The 17,638-nt window shown below is 71.1% G+C and carries 15 protein-coding genes and 1 tRNA gene; 11 read left to right on the top strand and 5 right to left on the bottom strand.

Features of this window, described 5'->3' with window-relative positions:
* Nucleotides 1-302 precede the first annotated feature (302 nt).
* Nucleotides 303-443, top strand: coding sequence for a hypothetical protein (locus tag ESG85_RS35035; RefSeq protein WP_164986265.1), 141 nt, complete (start codon nt 303-305; stop codon nt 441-443).
* 179 nt (nt 444-622) lie between these two features.
* On the opposite strand, the gene ESG85_RS18320 is transcribed toward ESG85_RS35035, so the two are convergent.
* Nucleotides 623-1,264 (bottom strand): hypothetical protein, encoded by a 642-nt coding sequence (locus tag ESG85_RS18320; RefSeq protein ID WP_128980557.1) that lies wholly within the window; start codon nt 1,262-1,264, stop codon nt 623-625.
* 426 nt (nt 1,265-1,690) lie between these two features.
* On the opposite strand from ESG85_RS18320, the gene ESG85_RS35960 reads away from it, so the two are divergent.
* The 4 genes from ESG85_RS35960 to ESG85_RS35030 all read left to right on the top strand — a co-directional run bounded on the left by ESG85_RS35960 (nt 1,691) and on the right by ESG85_RS35030 (nt 4,296).
* A complete protein-coding gene (locus tag ESG85_RS35960; protein WP_246095129.1) occupies nt 1,691-2,146 on the top strand; it encodes a hypothetical protein in 456 nt (151 codons plus the stop codon).
* A gap of 6 nt (nt 2,147-2,152) precedes the next feature.
* Nucleotides 2,153-3,490, top strand: a complete 1,338-nt coding sequence (locus ESG85_RS18310) for a lysozyme family protein (protein ID WP_128980555.1) — start codon at nt 2,153-2,155, stop codon at nt 3,488-3,490.
* Nucleotides 3,487-3,837: a hypothetical protein gene (locus ESG85_RS18305; RefSeq protein ID WP_128980553.1), complete on the top strand. Its 351-nt coding sequence runs from the start codon at nt 3,487-3,489 to the stop codon at nt 3,835-3,837. The genes ESG85_RS18310 and ESG85_RS18305 overlap by 4 nt, the downstream gene beginning before the upstream one ends.
* A gap of 306 nt (nt 3,838-4,143) precedes the next feature.
* Complete coding sequence (locus ESG85_RS35030; protein ID WP_164986264.1) at nt 4,144-4,296, top strand: hypothetical protein; 153 nt, start codon at nt 4,144-4,146, stop codon at nt 4,294-4,296.
* 125 nt (nt 4,297-4,421) lie between these two features.
* Here the strand turns inward: ESG85_RS35030 and ESG85_RS18300 are convergent.
* Together ESG85_RS18300 and ESG85_RS18295 are read right to left on the bottom strand one after the other, a co-directional pair.
* A tRNA-Arg gene (locus ESG85_RS18300) sits at nt 4,422-4,494 on the bottom strand.
* Nucleotides 4,495-4,555: 61 nt separating this feature from the next.
* A complete protein-coding gene (locus ESG85_RS18295) occupies nt 4,556-6,439 on the bottom strand; it encodes an acyl-CoA dehydrogenase family protein (protein WP_181019063.1) in 1,884 nt (627 codons plus the stop codon).
* A 272-nt stretch (nt 6,440-6,711) separates the two neighbouring features.
* On the opposite strand from ESG85_RS18295, the gene ESG85_RS18290 reads away from it, so the two are divergent.
* From ESG85_RS18290 to ESG85_RS18275, 4 genes are all read left to right on the top strand, one after another.
* A complete protein-coding gene (locus ESG85_RS18290; protein WP_128980549.1) occupies nt 6,712-7,506 on the top strand; it encodes a ScbR family autoregulator-binding transcription factor in 795 nt (264 codons plus the stop codon).
* A gap of 111 nt (nt 7,507-7,617) precedes the next feature.
* The gene (locus tag ESG85_RS18285) at nt 7,618-9,066 is read left to right on the top strand and encodes a cytochrome P450 family protein (protein WP_128980547.1); all 1,449 of its coding nucleotides are present in this window, start codon (nt 7,618-7,620) and stop codon (nt 9,064-9,066) included.
* Nucleotides 9,067-9,420: 354 nt separating this feature from the next.
* A complete protein-coding gene (locus ESG85_RS35955) occupies nt 9,421-10,185 on the top strand; it encodes a ScbR family autoregulator-binding transcription factor (RefSeq protein WP_246095127.1) in 765 nt (254 codons plus the stop codon).
* A gap of 205 nt (nt 10,186-10,390) precedes the next feature.
* Nucleotides 10,391-12,367 carry a class I adenylate-forming enzyme family protein gene (locus tag ESG85_RS18275; RefSeq protein ID WP_128980545.1) on the top strand — a complete coding sequence of 659 codons (1,977 nt, stop codon included), beginning with the start codon at nt 10,391-10,393 and terminating at the stop codon, nt 12,365-12,367.
* A 180-nt stretch (nt 12,368-12,547) separates the two neighbouring features.
* Here ESG85_RS18275 and ESG85_RS18270 read toward each other — a convergent pair whose 3' ends face one another.
* Nucleotides 12,548-13,822: a M6 family metalloprotease domain-containing protein gene (locus tag ESG85_RS18270; RefSeq protein ID WP_128980543.1), complete on the bottom strand. Its 1,275-nt coding sequence runs from the start codon at nt 13,820-13,822 to the stop codon at nt 12,548-12,550.
* A gap of 643 nt (nt 13,823-14,465) precedes the next feature.
* On the opposite strand from ESG85_RS18270, the gene ESG85_RS18265 reads away from it, so the two are divergent.
* Nucleotides 14,466-15,167, top strand: coding sequence for a TetR/AcrR family transcriptional regulator (locus ESG85_RS18265; protein WP_128980541.1), 702 nt, complete (start codon nt 14,466-14,468; stop codon nt 15,165-15,167).
* A gap of 159 nt (nt 15,168-15,326) precedes the next feature.
* Entirely contained in the window at nt 15,327-16,865 is a 1,539-nt protein-coding gene (locus ESG85_RS18260; protein WP_128980539.1) for an MFS transporter, read from the top strand.
* 249 nt (nt 16,866-17,114) lie between these two features.
* Here ESG85_RS18260 and ESG85_RS18255 read toward each other — a convergent pair whose 3' ends face one another.
* Nucleotides 17,115-17,603, bottom strand: a complete 489-nt coding sequence (locus ESG85_RS18255; protein WP_128980537.1) for a MarR family winged helix-turn-helix transcriptional regulator — start codon at nt 17,601-17,603, stop codon at nt 17,115-17,117.
* Nucleotides 17,604-17,638: the final 35 nt, after the last annotated feature.

The following is a 17,638-nucleotide window of genomic DNA, read 5'->3' as shown; positions in this document are numbered from 1 at the left end:
GGAGGAAACATCGTTCGGGCAGCACCCGCCCGACGAGGCATCGCTGATGTCAGCCGTGACGGCCGCCCATGGATGCCAAAGGACAAGGGCACCTACCAAGACCGGTGGGTGCCCTTTTCTCGCGCCCCTTCGGTTTCGTGAGCGCTCCTTGCCCTTCGCGGCGCGGGTTCACTTCCTCAGCTGCCTCGAAGAGCGGTGAACCTCAGCGGCGATGGGCGGGGTTGCGCCGCTAACCCCGCGGTCCTCCAACCTCGGCCTCGGCCCCGCTGACGGGTGCCGTGTCGATGTGATGGAGGAAGTACATGAAGGCCGAACGCACCGCGATTGCCGCACTGGGCGCTGTGGTTGCCGGAATCATCGCCGTGTCGCACCCCTCGCTCATCCCGGCGATGACGCTGGCCGTCGCCGTGTGGGTGGCACTCGCTCTGTACCTCAAGGTTTGAACCAGCCCTGCCAGATGTGCTGCCACGACAGTTGGAGGAGAGAGAAATGAACCCTGACCGCGCTGACGCGCCTTGCCAGGCAGCGACGCCCACGACGACGTGGGAGGACGTTGACGCGCCTTCGGCTCTCGGTGGCCCTGTGCCGGGCTGGGGGGATACCGATGAGGCGCCTCGTGTCCTTATGGCACCTCTACCGATCGTCGGCTGGGCGAACGCCGATGTGCCGTCCGCGCTCGAGATTCTGGATGACGACGGATCAGAGAGGGCATGAGCGAAGCGCGGCCCGGACGTGAGTCTGGGCCGCCCTCGCGGTCACGACGCCTCCGTGCCTGTGCAGATATGACGAACTCGATGCGGCAAGCGTAGTTGCCAGACGGGCAGGCTTGATCGGGGCGGAAAGGGCTACGCCAGGACGGGCTGACCGCCGATGAGTGCCTCCAGGGGGCCAGTACGTCGATCGACGAGGAGGTTCCACCGACCCGCCACATCGGCGTACGTCGCGGCTCTTCAATCGCTGGGTTGGTGCCGGAGGTCAGCACCAGGGACTGGACGGTGACACCGCATCGGGTCTCCGCCCGGAACTCGGGGTTCGGCTGGAGGTTGTAGCGGTCGCGGACGACCTCGACCTCGTTGGTAGCGAGGACCGCGGTGGGGGTCGTGGAGCCGTTGACGCTGCCGTAGTACGTGGCGCGGGCCTTGCGCGAGGTGATGATGCCGACCGGGAGCGGGGCGCCGGTGGAACGCAGGATCTCGATCCGGCGCAGCTCGTCGACGATGGGTTCGCTGGTCGGATCGGACCAGCGAATGGCGGCGGAGGGCATGCCCGCGGCCGGGACCCTGAAGGCTTCCAGGGGAGGCGGTCCTCGCCGAGGAAAGCGGCCGCCTGGTTGGTGTCGCAGGCGGCGAGCAAACGTGTACGCGGCAAACCGTCGGCGGTCCGCCTTCGGCACCCACGACGCGCCGCTGTGTCCGGGAAGTCCCGGGAGCCGGCCCCCGGAGGCCCTCTGGAGCGCCGGTTTGTAGGCAGGGATCCGCACGTATCGACTATCAGATTCGGCCAACGCCGCGGATCACACTCCAGGTTGGTCCACTACAGGGCGGCGCAGCCTGAATCACCAACGGGTGCGTCCGAACTCGGACTGCGGGGCTACCGAGAGTGATCACTGGTGCGATGCCTGTGGCAAGCTGGGAACGAGCGGGCACATATGTTCGCGCAACACACGGCCGGACAGGGAGGGGCGGACGCAGTGTCATTCGCAGAGGAATGGGCGGAACTCAAGGCCGCCGCACTCGCCCGCCGGCAGGACTCGGCGCAGATGCAGCTGAACCAGGTGCCCACGGACGGCGACCACCCTGATGGATCGACCGCTCGGGGGGACGGGTTCTCTGTGAACGCAGCGTCGATCAACGGAAGTTCGCATCTGCTCATGGAGATTGCGGGCCTTCTCTATGAAGGACGGATGGATGGCGAGAACGCCACGATGAGCCGCGCTCCCCGGGCGCACGTCGACGTCGCGTCAAACGTCGACGCCTTTGCCCGGTTCGCCAAAGACCAGTACAACGACATGGTCGCGCTCCTCGCCGCGTTGTCCACCAAGCTGAAGTCCTCGGGCAACAGCTACACGACCGTCGACCAGGGGGTACAGGCGCAGATGAACGCGATGCTCGACTGCGGAACCTACGTCGCCCCCGAGAACAGGTGACCGGCCATGGCCTACCACCAAGACGTGGAGTTCCTCGAGGATGCCAACCCGAGCCTCATCGACCGCAACGCCGCCGAGTTCCGGCGCCTGTCCGCGCTGATCGACTCGGCCGACGACGCGTTCCGCAAGGCTGCCAAGGTTGATTGGGAGAGCGAAGCTCGCGATCTCTACGTCAAGCGGCTCAGGGAAAGCAAGAGCATCGCCGACGCCCTCTCGGAAGCCTTCCGTTTGGCGGCTTCCGCCCTCGCCGCCTACGCCGACGCCGTAACCACGGCCAAGCTTCACTACAAGAGCGGCAAGCACACCGAGGGAAAGCTGTCCGCGGTCATGGCCCGAGAGGCCCAGGCGATTACCTCGACCGCACGAGCCGCGGAACCGCTGCGCCAGTGGGAGGACCTGCGCGCCACCACGGGGGTACTGGACTTCTTCGCTGAGCTGACCGTCGACGCGGACGCGATCAGAGAGGAGGCCGAGAGCTACTACAACCAGACCAAGGACCACTACGGCGACGCCCTCCGTGTCGAGTCCGAGGCGCGGAAGAGCTGCGTAGCCGACATCAAGGCGGCGTACGGGTTGATCCCCGAGTTCCAGGGAACCATCCCCGACCCCGAGCAATTCCTGAAGGGCCTCGGACCGCTGCAGGCCGAGGCGCGAGAGGCGAGCGGCAACCCGAACGTCCAGTTGCCCGGATCAGGCCCGAAGGTTGATTCGATCCCTACTGTCCGCTCCGACGTCGTGGTCTCGGAGGCGCTGATGCGCATTGCGAACCGGGTCGACGGGCTCCCGGAGGCCCAGGGGAACAACTACTGGTTGTGGTCCAACTCGGACGATGGACGACGCGAGTACATCTCTGCCAACCGGGAGCTGATCAGGGCCGCGGCCGCGGACTCGGGTCTTCCGCCCGAGATGGTCGCGGGTATCGCGTGGCAGGAGGTCGAGGGCGATCCCGGCTGGCTCGACGAGGCGGCCTACGAGGGACGCAAGATTCTTCCGGGCGCCGAAGACCCCGACCGTACCTCGATGGGCCCCATGGCCATCCAGGTACGCCGCGCTGCCGAAGTGCTCGGGTACGACTCGAGCCACCTCACCGCCATGCAACGCGATGTCGTGGTCGACGCGATCAAGGACCCCGCGAAGAACATCTTCATCGCCTCGGAGTATCTCGCCCAGCTCAAAGCGGAGAGCGGCTTCGCCGACGTGCCTCCGGAGAGGATGACCCGCGCCCAGATGCAGGAACTCGCGGCCCGCTACAACGGCGGCCCCTATTTCGAAAGCGCCGACGCCCAGGCATATGGTCGGGGCTTCGACCGTAGGCTGGACCAGGCCAAGGAGGCACTGGGGTGAGCGAAACCGCAGGGTCGACGACCGACGTCCGCGAGAGCCGACAGTCGAGGTCAGCCGGCCGGATCGGCACTGCCGTGTGCTCGGTCGTTCTCGTGCTCGGGCACCTGGTGACGGGCTATGTGGCGCTCACCGCCTTCATGGTCGAGCCCGACGGCCCCTGGGACCGGCAGGCTGTCGCGAACGCCGGAGTCGCCGCGGGTATCGCTCTGGCCTTCTCTGTCGTGACGGCGCTGCTCTCCTGGGTGTTTGTGAAGGCGGAGTGGCTGCGCAGGTGGTGGTACCTGGTACCCGCCGCGCTGGCCATCTCCGCACTGCTGCGTCTGACGGTCCTCGCGCCTGAACTCTGACGCGGTACCCGGCTGGGCACCGCGGCGCCTTCCTCTCGATGGCGTCGCGAGCACCGGCTCTACCCGGTGTTCCACCTCATGGTCTTCCGGGGCACACGCCAAGGCGAGTCCTGCGGCCTGCCCGGGCGCGAGACCGACATGACCGCCGGAACCGTCCACACCAGCGAGCAGCTTGCCGCGGCTTGTACGACGCCTGGGAGGTCATTCCGAAGAGCGACAGCGGTGCTCGCACGGCCCGCCTCGACAGCCAGACCCCCGTGTGGCGCTTATGCTGCGCAAGGCGAGCGGCAGGAGGAGGCGGCGACGGTGAGCAGCCGCAGGGGCCGCAGCCGGTCCGCAGGACGAGCCCGAGGCCCCGGCGGCGCCGAGACCGCTGCCGAGCCAGACTCCGGCGCCGACGAGCAGTCCCCCGTCCGCCCGCTGATCCGCCCCGTCGAGCCGGGCGAGGTGGCGGCGTAGCGGCGGCGGGCTCCGTCCCCGCCGGATGCGCCGTGTCCCCGATCCGTCTCCGCACACATGAAAGCACCCCCTCGGAAGATCGCTTCCGAGGGGGTGCTCGATGCTCCGTGCCTGGTCAGACACAGTGCCCCCGGCAGGATTCGAACCTGCGACACCCGCTTTAGGAGAGCGGTGCTCTATCCCCTGAGCTACGAAGGCAAGGCGCGGGGTCAGTGTAGCGGGTGGGGGCCGGGGGGTGTCGGGGGTTGTTTCCCGGGTGTCACGTACGGGGCGGGTGGTCGAAGCGGTCCAGGTAGTCCGCGTTCGCGATCGGGGTCGCCGCGAGCCATTCCGGCGGGAGGTCGAAGGCGTCGGCCAGGGGCATCAGGTGGGGCGCCAGGGTGGCGACCGTGTGTTCCGTCGTGGTGTGGAGGGCCTCGGCCTGGGCGGGCGTGAGGTGGCCCGCGACGAGGAGGTCGCCCGTGTGGGGGCGCAGTTCGTCGAGGAGGAAGAGGCGGGCGAGGTGTTCCAGGAGGAAGCGGGCGCGCGGGGTGGCGGCGCGCGCGGCCGCGGTGAGGAAGGCGTTGGCGGCGGCCGTGCGGGCGTGGGCGGCGACCATCTCCAGGGCCGCGCCCGAGGTCTCGTTCCAGCGGCCGACAGGGTCGCCCGAGGGCCCGCCGCGCAGGGCGGCGCGGGCGCGGGTCTGCCAGACGCGCTCGACGCAGGCGTGCAGGTCGCGCAGGAAGCCGAGGTCGGTGAGCTCGCCGCGCGGGGCGTGGGCGGGGCCGGCCTCGTGGGCGAAGACCAGCTCGGAGGCGGCCTTGGTCCAGATCACCAGGTTGTCGCCCTCGGCGGTGATGCCGCCCTCGACGTTGAGCGGCAGGTCGGCGATGCCGTTCGCGGGGAAGAGACCCTGGGCGCCGCAGCGTTCGCGCGCCTCGACCGTGATGTCGCGGGCCTGCCAGGTGATCCAGCCCTTGGCGACCGCGATCAGCCGCTCGGTCTCCTCGCGCTGCTGCGGGTCGGTCGGGTCGTGGGCCGCCCACCGGTCGAGCACGGAGCGGTGCAGGAAGGTCATCGCGTAGGCCGTGGCGAGGGAGCGCAGCAGCCGGCCGTGGTGGCTGCGGTGTGCGGTCAGGGGTATCCGCTCGCCGGCCTTCGGGGCGGCCACCTGGCGGTGGTGGGCGTAGCGGACGGCGATCGCGAGGGCGGCGCGGGCCATGCCGAGGGTGCCGCCGCTCATGCACAGCTTGCCCATGGTGACCCGGCCGACCGAGCGCAGGAACCGCTTGCGCCGGTTGCCGAGGTTGCTGCTGAGCCTGCCCTCCTTGTCGAGCCGGCCGTGCGCGGCCTCCAGCATCGCCTCGCGGGGCAGCCGTACGTGCTCGAAGGAGGTGAGGCAGTGGTCGACCGGTGTGCCAGTGCGGTCGGGGAGCCGCTGCACCCGTATGCCGGGCAGGTGGCCGTCCGCGTCGCTGAGCGGGGTGAGGAAGAGGAAGACGCCCTGGTCCTCGCCGTCGACGAGGAGGCGCGCGGCGACGACCGCGGTCTTGGGCCCGCCCGCGAGGCTGGTGTTGGGCATGAACTTCCGGGCCCCCGGGTTCGGGGTGTGCAGCACGAAGCCGCCGGTCTCGCGGTCCAGGACGGCGACGGTCTCGAGCGCGGCGACGTCGTTGCCGTGGGCGAGCTCGGTGCACAGGAAGGTGCCGGTGCGCTCCATCGTGGTGTACGCGGTGAGGTCGCGGCGGTAGCCGTCGTGGTCCAGCAGACTGCCGAGGAAGAGGTTGTAGTGGATGCTGGCGAGCGTGCACAGGCCGCCGTCGACGAAGCCGGTCCACTCGTGCAGGGCGGCGAGCCTGCGGGCGTCGTAGGTCAGGGCCTCGGCGGCGGTGCCGGCCACGGTGTCGTTGACCAGTCGCAGCCGCTCGTAGGAGAGTGCGGTCCGCTCGGCGGGGGTGAGGCCGGGACGGTGGGCGAAGGACTCGCCGGCGATCAGCCTGCGCCACTCGCCGTGGACGCGCTCGCGGTCCTCGCCGTCGAAGAGGAGGCGGGTGAGTTCGGCCACGGCGCTGTCGTCGGCGGTGCCGGCGGCATCGGCGGCATCGACGACATCGGCCGCGTCGGCGGCGTCGTGTCTGAGTGGTGCCTCCGCGTGCTTGAGCATCGGCTCGTCCCCCGAAGTGAGTTGACCGGTAGGGATGGTCTGAGACCTGCCCAAGGGTAAGATACGGACCATCCGGTTTTGTTTCAATGCCTTGTCAAACCGGTGGGGTGGTTTTATTCTCGAAATGTGGATGTGTAAAAGAAAACGGTCTTCGACGGGGCAACCCTAATGCCGGTGGGTGTTCGTCCGGACCGGCCGCCGACCGTCACTCCATGTGAGCCGTTGGAATACCAACCTCGCGGTTTTTTTCTCCGTGAGGTACGGAGGATGTAGTGGCGCAACAAGAGCGGGCCATTCGCACACGTCAGAAGATCGTGCTCGCGGCCGCCGAACTCTTCGACGAGGTCGGTTACGAGGCGGCGACGATCTCGGAGGTCCTGAAGAAGTGCGGAGTGACCAAGGGCGCCCTGTACTTCCACTTCTCCTCCAAGGAGGAGCTCGCCCAGGAGGTGCTCGCCGGACAGGTCGGCGCCCTGCCGCCGGTGCCGCAGCGCGAGCTCTACCTCCAGCAGCTCACTGACGAAGCGCTGGTCCTCGCCCACCTGCTGAGGGTCGGCGATCCGATGGTGCGCGGCAGCATCCGCCTCACCGTGGAGCAGGGCTCGCTGCACGACGGACTCGACCGCCAGGTGCCGATGCGCGGCTGGATCGACCACAACATCGCCGTGCTCAACGGGGCCAAGGGGGCCGGCGAGCTATTGCCGCACGTGGACATCGCCTCCGCGGCGACCCTGTTCACCGGCAGTTTCACCGGCGTCCAGATGCTGTCCAAGATCATGACCGGGCACGCGGACATGGTGGACCGCGTCGCCGACCTCATGCGGACCCTCCTCAGCGCCATCGCCGTGCCCGGCGTGCTCGTCCGTCTGGACTTCGAGCCGCCGCGCGCCGAGCGGGCCTACGAGGAGGCGCTGCGCGCCCGCACCGAGGACGCCGCGGCCGACGGCGTCGCGTCGACCGCTGCCACGGTGCCGTCCGCTTCTGCGGCGACGTCCGCTGCCACCTCCAATACCTCTAATACCTCTGCCACCTCGTCGACTGCTTCGACCGCGTCGACGTCGGGCTGACGGCTTCTCGTACGGCAGAGGGAAGGTCACACTCTCCTCGGTTGCGTGTGCCGGGGGGGAGGGGCGCGCGGAACGCAAGACGCAGTCCGAACCGAAACGGAGAACACGCTCATGGACCGCACGGACGTCGCCGGCAGAGATGCCGCCGAGGCCGCCGCCCAGGCGACCGAGGCAGCCGCCCAGGCGACCGAGGCCGCTGCCCAGGCGACTGAGGCGACCGAGGCAGCCGCAGCAGTCGAGGCTGCCGAAGCCGGCCACGCCCCCGGGGCAGCCGCAGGCCCCGAGGCCGCCGGAACCCCCGACGCCCCCGGAGCCCCCGAGACCCTCGCCACCTGCCCGTACGCCCTCGACGTGACCGGTCGCGACCTCGCCGGCGAGGCCGCCGCGCTCAGGGAACAGGGACCGGCCGTCCAGGTCGAACTCCCCGGCGGGGTAAGGGTCTGGGCCGTCGTCCGCCAGGACCACGTCGAGCGGCTCCTCGTCGACCCGCGGGTCTCCAAGGACGCCCGCCGCCACTGGCCCGCCTTCGTCGAGGGCCGGATCACGCCCGAGTGGCCCCTCTATCCCTGGGTCGCCAACGAGAACATGCTCTTCTCGTACGGCGCCGAGCACGCCCGGCTGCGCCGGCTGGTCGCCGCGGCCTTCACCGCCCGCCGTACCGCGGCCCTGCGCCCCCGGATCGAGGAGATCACCGCCGCGCTCCTGGACGGTCTCACCGAGCGCCTCGCCGCCGGCGAACCGGCCGAACTGCGCACCGGATACGCCGAACCGCTGCCCCTCCAGGTCATCTGCGAGCTCTTCGGCGTCGCCGAAGGCGGTGCTCGTGACGAACTCACCGCCGCCCTGCGCACGGTGTTCAGCTCCAGCGTCACCGCCGAGACCATGGAGGCCGCGCGCGGCACCGCCTTCCGTCTGCTCGGCGAACTCGTCGCCGCCCGCCGCGAGGTGCCCGGCGACGACCTGACCTCCTCGCTCATCGCCGCCCGTGACGGCGACGGCGACGACGCCCTCACCGAGAACGAACTCCTCGGCTCCCTCTTCCTGTTGATCGCCGCAGGCCAGGACACCACCGCCGCGCTCGTGGTCAACGCCGTCGCCGCCCTCCTCACCCACCCCGAGCAGCTCGCGCACGTCCGCGCCGGACGCGCCTCCTGGGACGACGTGGTCGCCGAGACGCTGCGCACCCACGGCCCGGCCGCGTACTCGCCGTTGCGCTTCGCCGTCGAGGACATCGAGCTCGACGGCGTGAAGATCGCCCAGGGTGAGCCGATCCTCGTGAACTTCGCGGCGGGCGGCCTCGATCCGCAGCGGTACGGGCCTGACGTCGCCCGCTTCGACGTGCTGCGCCGCGATCGCGACACCCTCGGCTTCGGGCACGGAGTGCACCGCTGCCTGGGCGCGCCGCTCGCGACGCTGGAGGCGACCGTCGCCCTCTCCGCCCTCTTCGAGCGCTTCCCGGACCTCGAACTGGCCTGCCCCACCGACGAGTTGGCGCCACTGCCGACTTTCCTCCTCAACGGGTACGGGGCGCTGCCGGTGCGACTGCCCGCACGGGGGTGAGCGGCGCGGAGGCGAGTCGGCGGTACTGCGCTGCGGGCGCTGTGCGTCGTGTGTCGTCCGGACTCGGCGCGCGGTGCGCCGTTCTGGGTGCGCGCCGTGCCGGTGTGCTCGTCTCGGGCCGGTCCTCGCCTCCGTAGGCTCGTCTGCAGGCCTCGCTTCTGCCGGTGTCGACCTGGCGTCGGTGTCGACCTGGCGTCGATGCCGAGCCGGTGCCGGTGTCGAGCCGGTGTGGGTGTCGACCTGTGCCGGTTTTTGTTCTTGCCGTTCACTGAAAAACCGCCCATCCGGTTTGTTACAGTGCGGTAGTAAGTGAGCGGTGCGCGTTGTCACCACACGGTCAGTGACGGAGGCGCCTTGGCCAAGCAGGAGCGGGCGATTCGGACCCGTAACGCCCTTGTCGAGTCGGCGGCGGCGCTCTTCGACCGGGACGGCTTCGAGGTCGCCTCGCTCGCGACCATCAGCGCCCGGGCCGGAGTCAGCAGCGGAGCCCTGCACTTCCACTTCCCGAGCAAGGCGGCGCTGGCCGACGCGGTCGTCGCGGCGGCCGGTGACCGGCTCGTACGGATCACCCGGGAGCGCGAGGCGCTGCCGCTGCAGTCCCTGATCGACGCCAGCCACGAGCTGGTCCAGGGGTTGCGGTCGGATCCGGTGCTGCGGGCCGGCTTCGCCCTGAGTACCGGCCCGGAGCGTACGAGGACGTCGCGGGACCTGCGCCGCATGTGGTGCGAGTGGGTCGAGGGCGTGGTGCTGCGGGCCGAGCGCGCGGGACTGCTCGCGCCCGACGTGACGGCCTCGGACGTGGCGGCGGCGGTCGTGGCGGTCGCCGCGGGCCATGAGGCCTTGGGGCATCAGGACCCGCGCTGGCTGGAGCGCGCCCCGCTCACCCGGTTCTGGACCTTCCTGCTGCCCCGCGTGGTCGGCGCCGCCCGCGTCGGCCTCTTCGTCGCCTCGGGCGACCCGGAGGCGGAACCGTCGCGGGTCGTCGTCGAAGCGCCGCCGCACGTCGTGCTCGAACCGCCGCGAACTGCCGCGGAGCCGCCGCGGGTCGTCGTCGCACCGCCCCGGGCCGCCGCGGAGCCGCCGCCGGCGGTTGCGGGGCCACGTGAGACGGTCGAGTGAGACGGTGCGAGTGAGACGGTCGAGTGTGGCCGTCGGTTGGACCGCCGGTAGGGCCGTCGGTTGGACCGCCAGTGGGACCGTGGCGGGATCGTCGGTGAGCCGTCGGTGAGACGGGTGGCACCTTGACCGCCCCGGCGGGCGGGCATAGCGTCGGGTCTCGGCGGCTGAGCGAGCGCTTAGGGCATGGGGAAGTGAGGACGTACACGTGGCCGAGCACGACACGGAGCCGCCCACCGAGCCGTTCTCCGCTCCCTCAACCGCCGCTCCCTCAACCCCCGGTGCCTCACCCGGCGGCCCCGCCGCGACCGACGCCTTCTCCGACCCCGAGCTCGTCCGCTCCCTGACGGCAGCCGGCGCGCCCTTCGCCGTCGAGGGCGGGGTGTACGCGGGCGGGCCCCGGACGTTGCGCGAGTTCGTCGAGGCCACCTGGGGTTTCGGCGACCTTCCCTTCCTCGTCTCCGAGGACGGCGTCACCAGCTACCGCGCGTTCTTCGACGCCGCCTGCGGCCTCGCCCGCCGACTCGTCGACCTGCACGGCCTGCGCCCCGGCGACCGGGCGGTCGTCGCGATGCGCAACCACCCCGAGTGGCACACCGCCTTCTGGGCCGCCCAGCTCGCCGGCCTCGTCGCCGTACCGCTCAACGCCTGGTGGACCGAGGGCGAGTTCGCGTACGCCCTCGACGACTGCGCGCCGCGCGTCCTGCTCGTGGACGGCGAGCGGGTCCCCCGCGTCGCCGAATGGGCCCGCGCCCACGGCGTGCCAGGGATCGTGTTCCACAGCGAGCCGGGCCACAGCGAGCCGGACCAGGGTGAACCGGGCCAGGGTGAACCGGGCCAGGGTGAACTGGGCCAGGGGGAGTCGGGGCACGGAGAGACGTCGGGGCAAAGGGAGACGGCGGTTCTCGGGGAGACGTCGGGCCAAGGAGAGACCGCGGGCCAAGGAGAGGCGGCCCACCGGCAGCCCGACCACCCGCAGCCCGACCACCCGCAGCCCCCTCGGGCGCTGCCCGAGGGCTTCGAGGCGTACGTCCCCGACACCGACCCGTTCCTCGGCCCGCCCGCCGTCGAGGTGCTGCCGGAGCATGACGCCACGATCATGTACACCTCCGGCACCACCGGCCGGCCCAAGGGCGCCGTCGCCACGCACCTCGCGCAGGCGGGCGCGGCCATGAACCCGCGTTACTTCGCCGCGGCGTCCGCGCTGCGCCGCGGCCGGCGGCCGGGCACGGGGCCGGCGCCGGTGTCGCTCACCACCTTCCCCTTCTTCCACGCGGCCGCCTTCACCTCCTTCTACTCGGTCATGGCGGCCGGCGGCACGCTCGTCCTCATGCGCAAGTGGGACCCGGCCAGGGCGCTGGAGCTGATCCGCGTCCACGGCGTCACCCACTACGCGGGCGTCCCCGCCACTGCCCTCCAGCTGCTCGACCTCGCCGAGCGCACCGGCGACCCGCTGACCTCGCTCGTGCAGCTCAGCACCGGCGGAGCGGCCGCGCCGCCCGAGATCACGGCGCGGCTCGCCGCCGTGTACGGGGAGCGGATCGAGCCGCGGAACGGCTACGGGCTCACCGAGACCTGCGGCGGCGTGCTCGCCAACTTCGGCGCCGAGTACCGTGCCCATCCCGCGGGCGCCGGGCGGCCCACCCCGGTCACCGAGGTGCGGATCGAGGCGCCGGACGCCGGAGGCGTGGGCGAGCTGTGGCTGCGCGGCCAGTCGCTCGTACGCGGCTACTGGGGCGACGAGGAGGCCACCCGGGCCGCGTTCACGGCGGACGGCTGGTTCCGTACGGGCGACCTCGCGCGGATCGACGACGGCCGGGTCACGGTCGTCGACCGGCTCAAGGACATGGTCGTCAGGGGCGGCGAGAACGTGTACTGCGTCGAGGTGGAGGGTGTGCTCCACGACCACCCGGACGTCGTCGAGGCCGCCGTCGTCGGCGTGCCGCACCCGGTCCTCGGCGAGGAGGTCGCCGCCGTGGTCCGGCTCGGGCCGGGCGCGACGTCCGGCCCGGCCGAACTGCGCGCACACGTCGGCGCGCGGCTCGCCGCCTTCAAGGTGCCGGCGCACGTCCTCGTTCGGGAGACCGGGCTGCCGCGCAACGCGGCGGGGAAGGTCCTCAAGCAGGAACTGCGCACGGAGGCCACGGCGCGGATCGGAACCGGGTCGCCGACGCCGGCGGAGTAACCCTCGCGACGGAGCCCCAGCCGCAGGTCAGGCTCCGGGCCAGGCTCCGGCTCCCCCTCCGGGGGGCAGCAGATCCAGCACCGGGCCAGGCTTCGGCCCCGGCCCCGGCTCGACCCCGGCAGCCCCTGGCACCTCTGGCGGCCCCTCCCGGCCAGCCCTGGCCGCCGCCGGCCCCCCGCCTCAGGACCGCGAGATGCGGACCCGGTAACCCCCCGTCACCGGGTCCTCCGCGAGGACGCTCACGCGGATGCCGTTGGTCCGGTCGGTGAAGCTCTCGCCCGGTCCGAACGGGGCGTCGGACAGCTCGGAGTGGACGTTGGGGCGGCGGGTGCAGCCGCCGCTGTCGTGGTCGCTGTCGGAGACGGTGACCGGCCCGTGCCCGGTGTCGACGTCCGTCTCGACCTTGTAGACGAGGACGCCCGCCTTGCAGACCGCCTCGTCGTTGCCCTCGCGGGTGCGCGCCTCGATCGCGTAGCCGGAGGTGGCGGAGAGCGGGACGAACGCGAGCTTGGGGCCGCCGGCGGTGGCGAGCGGGGTGAGCGTGTAGTCGAAGTCGCCGGTCCGGGAGGCGCAGCCGACCTGGTCGTCGTCGAGCCAGCCGAGCTTCCACTTGTGCCAGCCGAGCAGGTCGTTGTTGGCGCCCCAGTCCTCGGACATGATGTCCCAGTGCCCGACGGTGCCGCCGCCGTCGGCGGTGTAGAGGTCGGGCAGTCCGAAGACGTGGCCGTTCTCGTGCGGCAGGACGCGGTAGCCGGTCTCGGCGTACGTCCCCGAGCCGTCGTCCTGGCGGCTGTAGACGAAGGACGTGTTGGCGAGCGGGACGCCGTCCGCGTACGGGGCGTCCTCGTTGCCGGAGAAGGTCACGGACAGGACGGTGTCGAGTGCCGAGGGCCCGGCGTTCGGGGTGACCAGGACGTTGAGCAGGTCGTACGAGCTGAAGTCCACCCGGGCGTCGGCGGCCTTCACGATGTCCTCGACGAGCCCGCGGTAGCCCGGTTCGTACGGGGAGCCGCGCTCGACCCCGTACGAGGAGAAGGGCCGGGGCATCCGCAGCCAGTCGGGTATCGGGGTCTCGGGGTGGTAGTGGAGGCGGCCGTACGAGCTGACGCGGAACCACTCGGCGGTCTGCGGGAAGAACTCGCGGAAGCGGCTCATGGCCGTGCCCTGTCCGGGCGCGTCCGGGAAGTCGATCATCAGGGTGAGGGCCCGTACGCGGCCGGTGGAGCGGACGTATCCGGGCGCGGTGGGCAGGCCCTCCGACATCTGCACACCCATCGTCGTGGCGATCCGGCACGGTGCCAGCGGCGCTTCCCCGGGGTCGGCGGCGACGGGTCCCGCGGATGCGGGGGCCGGGCCGGGCAGGGTCGTGCTGGCCGTCGCCAGGGCGGCGATCGCGAAGGCGGCCGCCGCGGCCAGGGCGATGGGTCTGCGTATGCGCCGACGGGTGTCCTGCATGCGGTCGCCTCTCTGTCCGCGCCACGGTGACGGCGCCGTACCGATCGGCCACGGGCCGTGTGACCGGGCCGTGTGACCGGGCCGTGCCGATCGGCTGGTGCGATCGCGCCGTGCCATCGGTGGTGCGATCTCGCCGTGCGATCAGCCTGTGGCGGCGGATCGGCGTGCGCGCGCCGGGTGGCCCGACCGGGGTATTCGAGGGCGGACGGAGCAGTCGGAGCAGACGGAGCAGTCGGAGCAGACGGAGCAGACGGAGCAGACGGAGTGGAGGGGGCAGACGGAGCGGAGCAGACGGAGCGGAGGGGCAGACGGAGCAGACGGAGCAGACGGACGAAACAGAGCCATGGGGCAGGGCCCACACGGACCCAAGGGGCGACCGCGCAAACGAAGGGACCGACCGCGCAAACCCAAGGGGCGGACCGCGTAACCGAAGGGGCCGGACCGCGCAGCAGCCCCGTGGGACGGCCCACGAGCGCCCCTCCATCAACCATGTGACCCAGGTCACAGTCGAAGCGGGAAATAACCGGGGATCCGTTCCCCGTTTACGCCTGTGTTCGATGAAATGGGGACTTGCTCCCCGGATGGCTTCGGACGGGTGACTCTCCGGCGGACGGCCGTTCCGGCGGATGGGACTCCGTCTTTCATGACTCAGGTGGATCTGGGAGGTACGGCCGTGAGCAGCAGCAGCATCGCCGGTGTCGCGCCCGTGCGCCGCGTGTCCCGCCCGCGGGCGGACGCGGTGCGCAACCGCGAGCGGATCGTCACGGCCGCCCGCGAGATGTTCGTGGAGTCCGGCGCGCAGGTGCCGCTCGACGAGATAGCGCGCCGCGCCGGGGTGGGCAACGCGACGCTCTACCGCAACTTCCCGGAGCGCGACGATCTCGTCCGCGAGGTCGTCCTTTCCCTGACGGCCCGCATAACCGAGCGCGCCGTCGAGGCCGCCGAGCAGGAGAGCGACCCCTTCGAGGCCGTTCGCCGCTTCACCCACGCCGCCGCCGACGAGCGGGTCGGTGCCCTGTGCCCGATGCTCGACGGCGACTTCGACAAGAACCACCCGGACCTGCTGGCCGAGCGTTCGCGCCTGGAGGAGGCCGTCCAGGAGCTCGTGGAGCGGGCGCAGACCGCCGGCCGGATGCGGGCCGACGTCGGCGCCGGTGACCTGATGATCGCGGTCTCCCAGCTGACCCGGCCGCTGCCCGGCACCGCCTGCCCGAGCATGGACCGGTTCGTCCACCGTCATCTGCAGGTGCTCCTGGACGGTCTCGAAGCGCCCGCGCGCTCCGAGCTGCCCGGCTACGCCGCAACCCTGGAGGGCCTGAGGAGAGAGTCCGGGTGCACCTCGTGACCCACTGATCGAACGAATCGCCCGCATCGCTCGAACCGCCTGAATCGACCCGGGCCTCGTGACCGGAGCCTCGCCTCCGTCCTTCTCCTGACTTCCCGTACTACCGCCGGCTCACCCAGAGCCCTTTTTCACCCTTTGCGCCAAGAGGTGGCTACCCCCATGTCAAAAATCACCGCGTCCTCCCCGTCGGCGACGGCCGACCCGAGTCGCTGGAAAGCCCTGGGCTTCATCGCCCTGGCCCAGTTGATGGTCGTGCTCGACGCGACCATCGTGAACATCGCCCTGCCGACCGCCCAACAGGACCTGGGCATATCCGACGGCAACCGGCAGTGGGTCATCACCGCGTACGCGCTCGCCTTCGGCGGTCTGTTGCTCTTCGGCGGACGCATCGCCGACCTGTGGGGCCGCAAGCGCGCCTTCGTCGTCGGTCTGATCGGTTTCGCCGCGGCCTCCGCGCTCGGCGGCGCCGCCACCGGCGAGGCGATGATGCTCGGTGCCCGTGCCCTCCAGGGTGCGTTCGGTGCGCTGCTCGCGCCCGCCGCCCTGTCGCTGCTCGCGGTGATGTTCACCGACGCCAAGGAGCGCGCCAAGGCCTTCGGCATCTACGGTGCGATCGCCGGTGGCGGTGGCGCCGTGGGTCTGATCCTCGGCGGCTTCCTCACCGAGTACCTGAACTGGCGCTGGACCTTCTTCGTCAACATCCCGTTCGCGATCGTCGCCGCGGCCGGTGCCTACTTCGTGATCCGTGAGCCGTCCGGCGGCCGCAACCGCTCGCCGCTCGACATACCCGGCGTCGTCCTGTCCACCCTCGGTCTGGTCGCCCTGGTCTACGGCTTCACCCGTGCCGAGTCCCAGGGCTGGTCCGACCCGGTGACGATCGGCATGTTCATCGGCTCGGTCGTGCTCCTCGGCGCGTTCGTCCTCACCGAGGCCCGGGTGAAGTCCCCGCTGCTGCCGCTGCGCGTGTTGACCGACCGCAACCGCGGCGGTGTCTACCTCTCGCTCGGCCTCGCGATCATCGCGATGTTCGGCCTGTTCCTCTTCCTGACCTACTACCTCCAGATCGTGAAGGGCTACTCGCCGGTCAAGACGGGCTTCGCCTTCCTGCCCATGATCACGGGCATGATCGTCGGCTCCACCCAGATCGGCACCCGGCTGATGACCCGGGTCGCGCCGCGCCTCCTGATGGGCCCGGGCTTCCTGACCGCCGGCGTCGGCATGCTGCTGCTGACGCAGCTGGAGATCGGTTCCTCGTACGCGGGCCTGATCCTGCCCGCGCAGCTGCTGCTCGGCCTCGGCATGGGTACGGCCTTCATGCCGGCCATGTCGCTCGCCACGCACGGCGTGGACCCGCGTGACTCCGGTGTGGCCTCCGCGATGGTCAACACCTCGCAGCAGGTCGGCGGCGCCATCGGTACGGCCCTGCTCAACACCATCGCCGCCTCGGCGACCACCGCGTACCTCACGGGCCACGCGGCGGGCGCCACCACCCCGGCGGCGCAGAAGCTGCTCCAGCTCCAGGGCATGGTCGAGGGCTACACGGCCGCGATCTGGTGGGCGGTCGGCATCCTGGTCGCTTCGGCCGCGATCGCCTTCGCCCTGATCAACACCGGGAAGCCGGGAGCCGGTCCGGTGGCCGGTTCGGACGCCGGCGCGGGCGTCGAGGACGAGGTGAGGATCCCGGTCGTCGCCCACTGACGACGACCCGACGCCCCCGGGCGACCGCCGGTGACGACCGCTCACCGGTAAGCCGCCCGGTGACGGCCCCTCACTGGTGAACAGCCCGGTGACGACTGCTCACCGGCAACCGCTCACTGACAACCGCTCACTGACAACCGCAACCGCAGACCACCCGGCGCACCCTGCCCTGGTTCCACTGAACGCCCGATCTCCGATCATGCGACGATCACGCGATCTCCGATCACGCGATCTCCGATCGTCCGGGCTTCAGCGGAGCCAGGGCAGGTCCGCGTTCGGGTCCGTGGGCTGGAGGCCTTCGGCGACCGCCCGCATGATCGCGCCGAGCTGCTCGACCTGCTCCGGCGTGAGCCGGTCGAAGAGCGCCTGCCGCACGGCCTCGACATGGCCGGGCGCGGTGCGGCGCAACACCTCGTAGCCCTCGTCCGTCAGTGTGGCGAACTGGCCGCGCTTGTCGGAGGCGCATTCCTCGCGTGCCACCCAGCCGTTCTTCTCGAGCCGCGCGATCGCGTGCGAGAGCCGGGAGCGGGTGATCTTCGCGTCCTTGGCCAGCTCCGTCATGCGCATCCGGCGCCGCGGTGCCTGGGCGAGCTGGACGAGCAGCCCGTAGTAGATGTGCGGCATCCCGGCGTCGCGCTGCAGCTGGCGGTCGAGATGGTCCTCCAGGAGGGTGGTGGCGTGGAGGTAGGAGCGCCAGGTGCGCTGTTCCTCGTCGCTGAGCCAGCGGGGTTCGTTCATGGGGCCATCGTACGACCAGTCCTTGAAAGTTGAAC

It is taken from the genome of Streptomyces roseicoloratus, assembly GCF_004117935.1.
GTDB lineage: Bacteria > Actinomycetota > Actinomycetes > Streptomycetales > Streptomycetaceae > Streptomyces > Streptomyces roseicoloratus.
This window is presented reverse-complemented; position numbering and strand designations above follow the sequence as displayed.